This is a genomic window from Microbacterium pollutisoli, assembly GCF_053586795.1.
In genome coordinates, this window is record NZ_JBNYWT010000006.1 from 113,520 (window position 1) to 124,567 (window position 11,048).

Genomic DNA, 11,048 nt, shown 5'->3' on the forward strand with positions numbered 1-11,048 from the left:
GGCGTGGCGGCGACCACTCCTCGACCACGGTCCGATCGTTGATGAGCAGCGGCCACGTGCCCACCGAGTGATGCAGTTCGGCCCGCGCCTGCGGCCATGCCTCGTCGACCTCGCGCATGCGCGAGGCACCGACCACCCACCCCGGGTACAGCCAGCCGTCGGCGAGCACGGCGAAGACCGCCTCCGGCGAGCAGTCGAACAGCCGCATGTTGCGAGCCATCTTCAGCCCCGCTCAGCGATCTGTCTCGTCCGACTCATCACCATTCCTCGGGTCCTCCCCCTCCGCCTGGGAGGGGTGACCGGTCTCGGGCACCGGGTCACCCGTGGGCGGACGGTCGGGATCCTCCCCCTCGGCCTGGCTCGGGTGGTCGTTCTGCTCGCGCATGGCGGCTCCTCTCGTCGTGGCGCCAGGATGCCGTCGGTCCGGCCGTCCGGCGAGGGGCTTGACACCCGATCCGCCTCGCCCGTACCTGCACGTGCAGGGTGGCGTCAAGGCCCTGAACACGCGACCGCAGCCGACCTAACGTGCGACGCGAAAGGAGCAACCATGCCTCAGAACCGCCTCGAAACCCCGGCCGACCTTCTGCGCTTCCAGCTGCGCACCGCACGCACGATGGAGGACGACTCCCTCGCCGCGCTCAAGGAGCTGGCCGCGGCCGCCCAGTCGAGCGATGTCAAGAAGCTCTTCCGCCACCACCAGGACGAGACCAAGCAGCAGATCCAGAACCTGAGCCGCGTGTTCGCCCTCCTGGAACTGCCCGAGTCGACCGCCCCCTCGCCGAGCACCAAGGGCATCTCGAAGCAGGCCCAGTCGCTCATCGAACGCAGTGCGAACTCGCTGCGCGATCAGGTCACCCTGTCGGCCGCGCTCGGCAACGAGCACTACGAGATCTCCGCGTACGAGTCATTGCTGGTGGCCGTGCGCGCCACCGGTCAGCAAGAAGCGGTCACCCTCCTGCAGGAGAACCTCGACCAGGAGACCCACACGAGCGAAGAGCTGCGCACGCGCCTGCAATCGATGCAGTGATCCACCGCATCGGTGCGCCGGGTCACCGCCTGGCGCGCACCGGTGGACTCAGCCGTATTGCAGCGCCGTCTCGCCGCTGGCGACCGGCGCGGGCTCGGGCACGATGTACAGCCCGCCGGGAGAGTTGGCGGTCACCGCCAATGCTTCGACCCATGCCCGGTTGAGCGTGGGCTGGCGGCTGCCGGAGTACTTGAAGGACAACGCAACGCTCGGGTTGAGCCACACGGAGGTGCGTCCGTCGCCGATGCTGGGGTCGTCGCGCCAGGTGAACACGAACGACTCGCCACGGCGGAGCTTATTCGAGATCACCACCTGGAGGTGGGAGAGCACGCGATCTTCCAGATCGATGCGCGTGCCGGATTGATAGGTGAATCGGCCCAATGCGGGCTCCGTCCTTGACGTGCGCTCATCGCTACGGTTTGCGGGGGACATCTACTCGTGAAGTCGACTCGCGAACGTCGGTTTGTGTCCATCCTCCCCCAGTTCTGCCTCGATCACCACCACCACCGCTAATGTCGGTGCGATGAGCACCGTGGACGCCGTCGTCGAAGAGATCGCCCGGACGTGCCGGCAGCACCGCATCACGGTGGGCGTGATCGAGTCGCTGACCAGCGGCGCCGTCGCCAGCGCACTGGGCCGGGGCCCGTCCGCGTCGGAGTGGTTCCGTGGCGCCGTCGTGGCCTACGAGACCACGACCAAGCAGCTGGTGCTGGGCCTGGTGCCCGGCACCGACCCCTGCTCGGACTCGTGCGCCACCCAGCTGGCGGCGAACGGCCGCGCCCTGCTGCACACCGAGGTGTGCGCGTCGGTGACGGGGGTCGGCGGCCCCGACCCGTCGGACGGCCACCCGGCCGGAGAGGTCCATGTCGGCGTATCGACGGCGTACGGCACCACCAGCACGCAGCACCAGTTCGACGGTTCGCCCTCCGAGGTGGTGGATGCCAGTGTGCTGGCCACGGTGACGCGTCTGCGCGACGCACTCACCGACCTCGCGCAGCGCTGAGTCGCCGGCGTGCGGCGCTGGGCGCCGGCATCCACCAGCGGACGCACGGACGACGCGGGTAGTCTGAGCTGACCTCTGCCGCCCCCGATCCCCGAGCGCTCTATGGATTTGTCGATCATCGTTCCCACCTTCAACGAAGGCGAGAACGTCGACGAGCTGCTGCGCCGCATCGGAGAGGCGATGGCCGGCACCGGGCGCCGGTTCGAGGTGATCTTCGCCGACGACTCCACCGATGACACCCCGGCGATCATCACGGCCGCGGCGGCCCGGTCGTCCTTCCCGGTGCGGCTCCTGCACCGGGAACGCGCCACGGCGGGTCTGGGCGGTGCGGTCGTCGCGGGCGTGCACCTGGCCGCCGCACGGTGGTGCCTGGTCATGGACGGTGACCTGCAGCATCCACCCGAGGACATCCCGCGGCTGCTCGAGCGAGCGGATGCCGACGACGTCGACGTCGTCGTCGCCTCCCGCTACATCTCCGGAGGCGACTCGAAGGGCCTGGCCGACTCGACCCGTACCGCGATCTCCCGCGTGTCCACGCTGCTGACCAAGGCGATGTTCCCCCGCAAGCTGCACGGTTGCTCCGACCCGATGACAGGCTTCTTCCTCGTCGACCGGGAGGCCGTCGACGTCGATGCGCTGCGCCCGCGGGGGTTCAAGATCCTGCTGGAGATCCTCGCGCGCCGGCAGCTGCGCATCGGCGAGGTGCCGTTCCGGTTCGCCGATCGCCACGCCGGGCAGTCGAAGGCGTCGGTGCGACAGGGTGTGCGGTTCCTCACCCAGCTGACCATGCTGCGGTTCGGCCGGATGTCGGCGTTCGCCCTCGTCGGCGGTGCCGGCGCGATCGCCAACCTCGTGATCATGTGGGGGCTGATCCGCCTCGGCGTCGACTATGTCACCGCGGCGGTCATCGGCAGCGAGCTGACGATCATCGGCAACTTCCTGCTGCTGGAATACCTCGTGTTCGCCGACATGCGGTCCGAATCCGGGCGCATGTGGCAGCGGTTCCTGAAGTCCTTCACGTTCAACAACCTCGAGGCGATCATCCGCATCCCGGTCATGTGGGTGCTCGTCGAGTCGGCGCACATCCCGAGCGTGCTCGCCGCCGGCCTCACCCTCGTCGCCGCCTTCGTGGTGCGCTTCGTCTTCCACGCGCTGGTCGTCTACGCGCCCAGACGCGCCCCAGCCCCGGCATCCCCGACCCGAACCACCGGCTCCCGGCCTCCACTCGGCGTGGGTCAGGAAGAATAGGGGCATGACCTCCCCCGCATCTGACACGATCACCGTCTTCGGCGCCGACTGGTGCCGCGACTGCCGCCGCACCAAGGCCCAGCTCGAAGGGCTCGGCGTCGCGTTCACCTACGTCGACCTGGAGGCCGACCCGGCGGCAGCCGACGTGGCCCGCGAGATCTCCGGCCGCACGAACATTCCGGTCGTCGTATATCCCGATGCGACCCACCACGTCGAGCCCGCGAACATCGACGTCGAGGCGAAGCTCCGCGAGCTCGCCCTCATCTGAGCGGATGCCGGGGTTCACGCTCCGGCATCCTTCGCCTGGCTAGGGTGATGCCATGGCACCCGATGCAGCGTCGCCCGACCTCACCCGCGGCACGGTCGCCCGCTATGCCGCCGGCTCCGTCGGCACCGGCGGGTTCGCCACCCTGCCGGGCCTGGTGCTGACCTACTACCTGACCGACAACCTCGGTGTCGCCGCGCTCATGGCCGGCGTCGTGGTGGCCGCGGCCAAGATCTGGGACGTCGTGATCGACCCCGTCGTCGGCGCGCTGACCGACCTGGATCTCGCCCGCCACGGCAACCGGCGCCGGCTCATGCTGCTGGGGTCGGTGACGATCCCCGTGCTGTTCGCGCTCACCTTCGCGGTGCCGCCGGGGCTCGGACCGGTGTGGGGCGGACTGTGGGTGCTCATCGCGTTCCTGCTGACCGCGACGGCGTTCAGCCTGTTCCAGGTGCCCTACATCGCGCTGCCGGCCGAGCTCACCGCGCACTACGACACACGCACGACGCTGCTGAGCTGGCGGGTCGTCGTGCTCACCTTCGCGATCCTGCTGTTCGGCGCCGGAGGGCCGGTGCTGCGCGGTGTCACGGGAGACCCCACCACCGGGTACCTCGTGATGGGCATCGTCGCCGGCGTCGTCATCGGCCTGGGGATGCTGGTCGCCACCGGCGTCGCCGTGCGGGCGCGGCGGGTCAGTTCGGCGATGACGGCCGCCGGCACGAGCCAGGCCGAGCAGGCCGAACTCGTGCACGACACCGTGACCGGCCCGTACCGCATCCGGGTGGGAAAGGATGCCACGACGCCCGGCGGCGGCATCCGCGACAACTTCCGCTCGGCGTGGGAGACGCTGCGGCGCAGTCAGCCGTTCCGGGCGCTGCTGGCCACGTTCATGCTGCAGGCGCTCGCGACCGGACTCATGCTCGCCGGGGCGCAATACCTCGCGACCTGGGTGCTGCGGTCCGAAGACGCCGTGACCCTGCTGTTCGTGGCGCTCATCGCCCCGGCGCTGCTCGCGGCGCCCGGGTGGGGCGTGATCTCCCGCCGCGTGGGCAAGGAGCGCGCGTTCGCAATGGCCAGCGTGCTGTTCGCGGTCGCGGCGCTGTCGACGATGGCGGCGCTGTGGGCGCCCGGGGTGTGGCTCTACGTCCCGGTCGGCGTCGCGGGCATCGCCTACGCCGGCATGCAGTCGCTGCCGATGGCGATGCTGCCCGACGTCATCAGCCACGATGCCGCGCTGCACGGGCCCGGACGCGCGGGCGCGTTCGGCGGGGTGTGGACGGCGGGCGAGACGACCGGGTTCGCCCTCGGCGCCGCGGTGCTGTCAGTGGTGCTGGCCGCCACCGGCTACCTCGCGTCGACGGCCGGGCAGAGCGTGACCCAGCCCGACTCGGCCGTCGCCGGCATCGTGATCAGCTTCAGCGTCGTGCCGGCGGCGCTGATCGCACTCAGCCTCGTGTCGCTCGCCCGGTACCGGCTGCGCCGCAGCGACATCGAACCCCAGGTGTGAGCGGACGTCTTAGGCTCGAAGCACCCCCGAAGGAGTGCCCGTGACCGCCGACCTGCCCGAAGACGTCCGTTCACGAGTGGATGCCGCGGTCTCCGACCTGCGGTACGGGAGCCGCACCTGGAGTCTGCTGACCCTCGGACAGCGCCGCACGGTGCTGGAACGCATCCGCGCCGCCGTCGCCGCCACCGCGGCGGAGTGGGCGGACGTCGCCGCCACGTCGAAGGGACTCGCGCCGGGACACCCGCTGCGCGGCGAGGAGTGGCTGGCCGGCCCCTACGCGGCCCTGGTCGCCCTCGACGCGTATGCGCAGACGCTGACGGCCCTGTCCCGCGGCGCGAGTCCGCTCGACGGGGTCAAGGTCTCCACCGGTCCGGGCGGGCGCACCGTCGTGCACACCTCACCGCTGAGCGCGATCGACCGCCTGCTGCTGTCGGGGTTCACGACCGAGGTGTGGCTGCGCCCGGGGGTGGACGCGGACCGGGCGCGCCGGGCCGCCGGTCTCGCACAGCGGCATCCCGCCGAGGCCGGGGGCGTGGGCCTCGTGCTCGGCGCCGGCAACGTGACCTCCATCCCGTTCCTCGACGTCCTGTACGAGCTGCTCGCCCACAACCGGGTCGCACTGTTGAAGGTGAACCCGACGCAGGATGCGCTCGTCCCGGTGTTCGAACGCGTCCTGGCGCCGCTCGTCGAGCCCGGATTCCTGCGGATCGTCACCGGTGGGGGCGAGGTCGGCGCCTACCTCACCCGGCATCCCTCGATCGACCATGTGCACATCACCGGCTCCGAGGGCACGTTCCGCGCCATCGTGCCGGGCCTGACCGTGCCGATCACCGCCGAGCTGGGCGGGGTGTCGCCGATCATCGTCGTGCCGGGACGGTGGAGCGCGGCCGACCTGCGGTTCCAGGCCGAGCACATCGCGACGATGCGGCTGCAGAACAGCGGGCACAACTGCATCGCGGGCCAGGTGGTGCTGGTGAGCTCGGACTGGCCGCAGCGGGAGGCGTTCCTGCGCGAACTGCGAGCCGCCTACGAGCGGGTGCCGCAGCGGCCGATCTGGTACCCGAACAGCGATCGGTCGATGGACCGGGCACGCGAGGCGTATCCGGATGCGGAGACGTTCACCGGCGGTCGGCTGCTGGTCGAAGTCGACGCAGGGGCGGATGCCACAGCGATCGAGTCGACGGAGTACTTCGCGCCGGTGCTGGGCGTCGCGACGCTGCCGGGCCGCGGCCGCGCGTTCCTGGACGCGGCGGTCGCCCACGCCAACGAGAAGCTGCACGGCACCCTCGGCGCGAACATTCTGATCGAGCCGCGGACGCACGCGGCTCTCGGCATGGGGTTCGAGGAAGCGCTGGCGGACCTGCGCTACGGCACGATCGCCGTGAACGCGTGGACGGCGTTCGGCTTCCTCACCCCGACCGCGACCTGGGGGGCCTTCCCCGGCGGCACACTCGAGGATGCGCCGAGCGGAATAGGCGTCGTGCACAATGCGCTGCTGCTCGACGACGTGGAACGGACGATCGTGCGCGGGCCGTTCCGGCCCTTCCCCCGGTCGCTGGCCTCGGTGGCCCAGACCCGGAACCTCGCGCACGGTTCGGTGCTGCCCACACCCCCGTGGTTCGCGACGGCACGCACCGGCGCGATCGTGTCGGAGGGGTTCACCCGCTTCCGCGCCGACGGCAATGTGCCGCGGCTGGCGGTGACGATGCTGCAGGCGTTCCGCGCGTGACCGCACCGGGCGGTCGGGGCCGGATGCCGGTCAGCGACCCCCGCGGCGGTTGCCGCCGTTCTGCCGCACGACCGAACCGACCGTGAGCTTTCCGCCGGTGTGCGAGGCCCGCCGGCCGGTGGTGCGCGCACCGCCCGACGCAGCCGGACGCTCCGCCCCGTGGGTGCGGGTGCCGTGGGTGCGCACCGGCCGGTCGGCGCGGGCGCCGTCGGCGCGGGCCGGACGCTCCGACGAAGCCTGCCCGGCCGCCGAACCGCCCCGCCCGGACGTGCCCCGGCGCGGGGCGCCCTGCCCGCCGCCCTGACGCTGTCCGCCGTCGCGCGCGGCGCGCTTGCGCTGCGCGTTCGCGCCCTGGCTCTTGCCGCCACCGCGCTGCGGCTCGGCCTTCGGGGCGGGCTTCACATACGGCGCGATCTCGCCGACCAGTTCGACGACTTCGGGTGAGGTGGCGGTCACCGCGACCGGTGTGACGCTGATGGCGGCCTTGCGCAGCAGATCCTTGACGTCCTTCTGCTGGTCGGGCAGCACGATCGTGACGACCGACCCTTCGGCGCCGGCCCGAGCGGTGCGGCCTGAGCGGTGCAGGTACGCCTTGTGCTCGGCGGGCGGGTCGACGTGGATGACGAGTTCGACCTCGTCGACGTGCACACCGCGCGCGGCGACGTCGGTCGCGACGAGCACCTTGGCGGCACCGGACGAGAAGGCCGCGAGGTTGCGGTCGCGCTGCGGCTGCGACAGGTTGCCGTGCAGGTCGACCGCGGGGATACCCTGCTCGGTCAGCTGCCGCGCGAGCTTCTTGGCCTGGTGCTTGGTGCGCATGAACAGGATGCGCCGGCCGGTGCCCGATGCGAGCGTCTTGACGAGGTCCTTCTTCGCGTCGGTGCCCCCGGCGAGGAAGACGTGGTGGGTCATCGCCGCGACCGGCGAGTGCGCCTCGTCGACCGAGTGCAGCACCGGGCTGGTCAGGAAGCGCTTGACGAGCTTGTCGACCCCGTTGTCGAGGGTCGCGCTGAACAGCAGGCGCTGGCCGCCGGTGGGCGTCTTGTCGAGGATGCGGGTGACCACGGGCAGGAAGCCGAGGTCGGCCATGTGGTCGGCCTCGTCGATGACGGTGATCTCCACGGCGTCGAGCTTGGCGTAGCCCTGCTTCATGAGGTCTTCGAGGCGGCCCGGGCAGGCCACGACGATGTCGACGCCGGCGTTGAGGGCCTGCACCTGACGGTTCTGATTCACACCGCCGAAGATCGTCGTGGTCTTGAGGCCGTACGCGGCGGCGAGCGGCTCGAGCGTCGCGTTGATCTGGGTCGCGAGCTCACGCGTCGGCGCGAGGACGAGGCCGAGGATGCGGCCGGAGCGGCGGGTGCCGCCGGCGAGGTCGCCGCCCAGGCGCGCGACCATCGGAATGGAGAAGGCCAGGGTCTTGCCCGAGCCGGTCTTGCCGCGGCCGAGCACGTCGCGGCCGGCGAGGGTGTCGGGCAGCGTGTCGACCTGGATCGGGAACGCGGTGGTCTTGCCGTCCGCGGCGAGCGCGTCGACGAGCGGGGCGGGCACGCCGAGCGTGCGGAAAGTCGTGTCAGTCATGAGGGGGATTTCTGAGCGCACGGCGGCGCCCTGTCGGTGGCCCGGGTGCGGGTGCGCACGCGGGGTCGCCGTACGAAGAATGTCAGCCGACTTCGCACGGATGTCACTCCGGGCGGCGGCGAGGGAAGCGTTCTACGACGCGAGAAGCGCTACGGGTAGCGCTGCAAGGACTTCAGCGTAGCAGTCCCGTGCTGCCCGGATGCCGCGGTGCCGGCGCCGGGGCGATGCCCCCGTGCGCGGTGCGATCAGCGGAAGCCGTCGGTCGCGGCGCGGAGCGCCCGGGCGATGCCCGGCTCGGAGGCCGAGTGCCCGGCATCCGGGACCACCACGAATTCCGCCTCCGGCCATGCGCGATGCAGGTCCCAGGCGGTCATCATCGGCGTGCACACATCGTGCCGTCCCTGCACGATGACGGCCGGGATGTCGCGGATCGCCCCGACGTCCTCGATGAGCTGCCCCTCGCGGAACCACCCGGCGTTCATGAAGTAGTGGTTCTCGATGCGGGCGAAGGCGAGCGCGGTTTCGGGCTGGGTCATCGAGGCGACCAGCGCCGGGTCGGGGTTCAGCGTGAGGGTCGACGCCTCCCAGGTGGTCCAGGCGATCGCGGCGGGCTGATGCACGGCCGGGTCGGGGTCGCACAGCCGGCGGTGGTATGCCTCGATCATGCGGGAGCGCTCGAGCACGGGGATCTGCTCGAGGTACTTCTCCCACACGTCGGGGTACAGGGCGGCGGCGCCACCCTCGTAGAACCACTCCAGCTCGTGACGGCGCAGCGTGAACACGCCCCGCAGCACCAGCTCGGTCACCGCGGAGGGATGACTCTGCGCGTACGCCAGCGCCAGCGCGCTGCCCCACGACCCGCCGAACACCTGCCAGCGCTCGATGCCGAGGTTGCGCCGCAGCAGTTCGAGGTCGGCGACCAGGTGCCAGGTCGTGTTGTACCGCAGGTCGGCGTCCGGCTCGCTGACATGCGGGGTGCTCTTGCCGCAGCCGCGCTGGTCGAGCAGCACGATGCGGTAGACCTCGGGGTCGAAGAACCGACGATGCCAGGGGCTCGTGCCGCCGCCGGGACCACCGTGCAGGAAGACGACGGGCTTACCGTCCGGGTTGCCGGACTGCTCCCAGTACACGCGCTGTCCGTCACCGGCCAGCAGGTGCCCGGTCTCGTACGGCTCGATAGGCGGGTACAGGATGTCGTCGAGATGGGCGGGCGCGTTCACAGGTCTCCTCCCGAGACGCCGAACGTGTCGCACGACTCGGGACCGTTCTGGTACCCGGTCAGGAACCAACGCTGGCGCTGCTCGCTGGATCCGTGCGTCCAGCTTTCGGGGTTGACGGCCCCCGCCTGCGCCTGGATGTTGTCGTCACCGACGGTGGCGGCCGCCTCCAGCGCGTCGCGCAGCTGTGCCTCGGTCGGCTCCTGCAGGTACGTCACCCCGTTGCGGTCCTCCACCGTCGCGGCGTCGGCCACCCACGCACCGGCGAAGCAGTCGGCCTGCAGTTCGATGCGCACGCCGTTACTCTCGGGTCCGGTGCCGTTGTTCGGGTACGCCTCCATGACGCCGGTGATCTGCTGGATGTGGTGGCCCCACTCGTGCGCCAGCACGTACATCTGCGCGAGGGGCCCGGCCTCCGTGTCGAACTGCGTGCGCAGGATGCCGAAGAAGGTCGGGTCCATGTAGATCGTCTCCTCCGGAGGGCAGTAGAAGGGTCCGGTCGCGTTGGAGGCGGTGCCGCACCGACTCGGGGTCTGACCGTCGACCACGATCAGCTGCGGCGGCCGGTACCCCTCCACGACCCCGTCCCAATAGCCGTCGAGCACGAGCTGGGTCGCCGCGATGCGGCATGCGTCGTCGGCGTTGGCGTCAGAGCCGGTGTCGCACTGCGCGACTTCGGTGCCGGTCTCTTCCGTCGTGCCGGGGCCGCCGCCGGTCAGCAGTGACCCGGCATCCCCTCCGAGCAGCTGGAACAGCAGCACCGCGATGATCCCGAGTCCGCCCACGCCGGCGCCACCGGCGATCATCGTGCGGCGGCCGCGCCGCTTGGCTGTGCTCCCGCTCACATCGGCGTTGCTGTTGAACGTCATGCGCTCACCGTACAACGGGTCGCGTTCACCTGCGAGAAAGCGGGATGCCGGTGTCCGGCCACCCGGGTGACGGTCCGAGAGCGCTGCGCCTGCACCGCGGGGCGGCGACCTGTGAGAATGGGGGCGAACGAGGAGTGAGCATGAGCAGCGACCAGGTGGATACCGCGCCCGATGCCGGCGGGGAGTATGCCGAGAGCCACACGATGCCGCTGCCGCACGACGCGGCCGCGCTTCCGGGGCGGCTGGCCGACCTCGACCAGACCCCGGAGTGGTGGGCGGCACGGCCGGAGGGCGCGCGCCTGGTGGGTCTCGTGGTCGCGCGCGACAACATGCCCTCCGTCGCGGTGCAGCGCGACGCCCTGGCCCGCTTCGGCGTGCCGATCGACGGGTTCCGGCATCCGGCCCCGGAGACCGGGGAGACCTGGATCGAGCGGCTGACCCGCCTGCTCGGCCGGCTCGGTCCCGGCGACGTGGTGGTGGTGGCCGACAAGCACGCGCTGGGCCGCACGATCGACGAAGAGGTGCGCACGATCGGCGAACTGCGCCGACGCGGTGTCATCGTGAAGGTGCTGGGCACCGACCGCGGCTGACCCGCGGTGCCG

Annotated in this window: 12 protein-coding genes; 7 read left to right on the forward strand and 5 right to left on the reverse strand. The window is 71.2% G+C overall.

Annotated elements, in window-relative coordinates:
• Window positions 1-232: 232 nt before the first annotated feature.
• Entirely contained in the window at window positions 233-385 is a 153-nt protein-coding gene (locus tag ACQ143_RS13485) for a hypothetical protein (RefSeq protein WP_449571219.1), read from the reverse strand.
• Between the two features lie 162 nt (window positions 386-547).
• On the opposite strand from ACQ143_RS13485, the gene ACQ143_RS13490 reads away from it, so the two are divergent.
• Window positions 548-1,027: a YciE/YciF ferroxidase family protein gene (locus ACQ143_RS13490; RefSeq protein ID WP_449571220.1), complete on the forward strand. Its 480-nt coding sequence runs from the start codon at window positions 548-550 to the stop codon at window positions 1,025-1,027.
• Between the two features lie 48 nt (window positions 1,028-1,075).
• Here ACQ143_RS13490 and ACQ143_RS13495 read toward each other — a convergent pair whose 3' ends face one another.
• A complete protein-coding gene (locus tag ACQ143_RS13495; protein ID WP_449571221.1) occupies window positions 1,076-1,408 on the reverse strand; it encodes a DUF7882 family protein in 333 nt (110 codons plus the stop codon).
• A gap of 142 nt (window positions 1,409-1,550) precedes the next feature.
• Between ACQ143_RS13495 and ACQ143_RS13500 the strand changes: the two genes are divergently transcribed.
• The 5 genes from ACQ143_RS13500 to ACQ143_RS13520 all read left to right on the forward strand — a co-directional run bounded on the left by ACQ143_RS13500 (window position 1,551) and on the right by ACQ143_RS13520 (window position 6,779).
• The gene (locus tag ACQ143_RS13500; RefSeq protein WP_449571222.1) at window positions 1,551-2,030 is read left to right on the forward strand and encodes a CinA family protein; all 480 of its coding nucleotides are present in this window, start codon (window positions 1,551-1,553) and stop codon (window positions 2,028-2,030) included.
• Between the two features lie 102 nt (window positions 2,031-2,132).
• On the forward strand, window positions 2,133-3,278 hold the full coding sequence (locus ACQ143_RS13505; protein WP_449571223.1) for a glycosyltransferase: 1,146 nt from the start codon (window positions 2,133-2,135) through the stop codon (window positions 3,276-3,278).
• Window positions 3,279-3,282: 4 nt separating this feature from the next.
• On the forward strand, window positions 3,283-3,546 hold the full coding sequence (locus ACQ143_RS13510; protein WP_449571224.1) for a glutaredoxin family protein: 264 nt from the start codon (window positions 3,283-3,285) through the stop codon (window positions 3,544-3,546).
• A gap of 52 nt (window positions 3,547-3,598) precedes the next feature.
• Complete coding sequence (locus ACQ143_RS13515; protein ID WP_449571225.1) at window positions 3,599-5,050, forward strand: MFS transporter; 1,452 nt, start codon at window positions 3,599-3,601, stop codon at window positions 5,048-5,050.
• 40 nt (window positions 5,051-5,090) lie between these two features.
• Window positions 5,091-6,779 (forward strand): aldehyde dehydrogenase family protein, encoded by a 1,689-nt coding sequence (locus tag ACQ143_RS13520; protein WP_449571226.1) that lies wholly within the window; start codon window positions 5,091-5,093, stop codon window positions 6,777-6,779.
• Window positions 6,780-6,809: 30 nt separating this feature from the next.
• Here the strand turns inward: ACQ143_RS13520 and ACQ143_RS13525 are convergent, their stop codons facing one another.
• From ACQ143_RS13525 to ypfJ, 3 genes are all read right to left on the reverse strand, one after another.
• Window positions 6,810-8,360: a DEAD/DEAH box helicase gene (locus ACQ143_RS13525; RefSeq protein WP_449571227.1), complete on the reverse strand. Its 1,551-nt coding sequence runs from the start codon at window positions 8,358-8,360 to the stop codon at window positions 6,810-6,812.
• A 245-nt stretch (window positions 8,361-8,605) separates the two neighbouring features.
• Window positions 8,606-9,580, reverse strand: a complete 975-nt coding sequence (pip, locus tag ACQ143_RS13530; RefSeq protein ID WP_449571228.1) for a prolyl aminopeptidase — start codon at window positions 9,578-9,580, stop codon at window positions 8,606-8,608.
• Window positions 9,577-10,446: a KPN_02809 family neutral zinc metallopeptidase gene (gene ypfJ / locus ACQ143_RS13535; RefSeq protein ID WP_449571229.1), complete on the reverse strand. Its 870-nt coding sequence runs from the start codon at window positions 10,444-10,446 to the stop codon at window positions 9,577-9,579. The genes pip and ypfJ overlap by 4 nt, the downstream gene beginning before the upstream one ends.
• Before the next feature lie 140 nt (window positions 10,447-10,586).
• On the opposite strand from ypfJ, the gene ACQ143_RS13540 reads away from it, so the two are divergent.
• Window positions 10,587-11,036, forward strand: a complete 450-nt coding sequence (locus ACQ143_RS13540; RefSeq protein ID WP_449571230.1) for a recombinase family protein — start codon at window positions 10,587-10,589, stop codon at window positions 11,034-11,036.
• Window positions 11,037-11,048: the final 12 nt, after the last annotated feature.

Coding starts and splice junctions, on each gene's coding strand:
- ACQ143_RS13490 (WP_449571220.1), top strand. CDS start 548: ATGCCTCAGAACCGCCTCGAAACCCCGGCCGACCTTCTGCGCTTCCAG.
- ACQ143_RS13510 (WP_449571224.1), top strand. CDS start 3,283: ATGACCTCCCCCGCATCTGACACGATCACCGTCTTCGGCGCCGACTGG.
- ACQ143_RS13515 (WP_449571225.1), top strand. CDS start 3,599: ATGGCACCCGATGCAGCGTCGCCCGACCTCACCCGCGGCACGGTCGCC.
- ACQ143_RS13505 (WP_449571223.1), top strand. CDS start 2,133: ATGGATTTGTCGATCATCGTTCCCACCTTCAACGAAGGCGAGAACGTC.
- ACQ143_RS13525 (WP_449571227.1), bottom strand. CDS start 8,360: ATGACTGACACGACTTTCCGCACGCTCGGCGTGCCCGCCCCGCTCGTC.
- ACQ143_RS13540 (WP_449571230.1), top strand. CDS start 10,587: ATGAGCAGCGACCAGGTGGATACCGCGCCCGATGCCGGCGGGGAGTAT.
- ACQ143_RS13500 (WP_449571222.1), top strand. CDS start 1,551: ATGAGCACCGTGGACGCCGTCGTCGAAGAGATCGCCCGGACGTGCCGG.
- ACQ143_RS13485 (WP_449571219.1), bottom strand. CDS start 385: ATGCGCGAGCAGAACGACCACCCGAGCCAGGCCGAGGGGGAGGATCCC.
- ypfJ (WP_449571229.1), bottom strand. CDS start 10,446: ATGACGTTCAACAGCAACGCCGATGTGAGCGGGAGCACAGCCAAGCGG.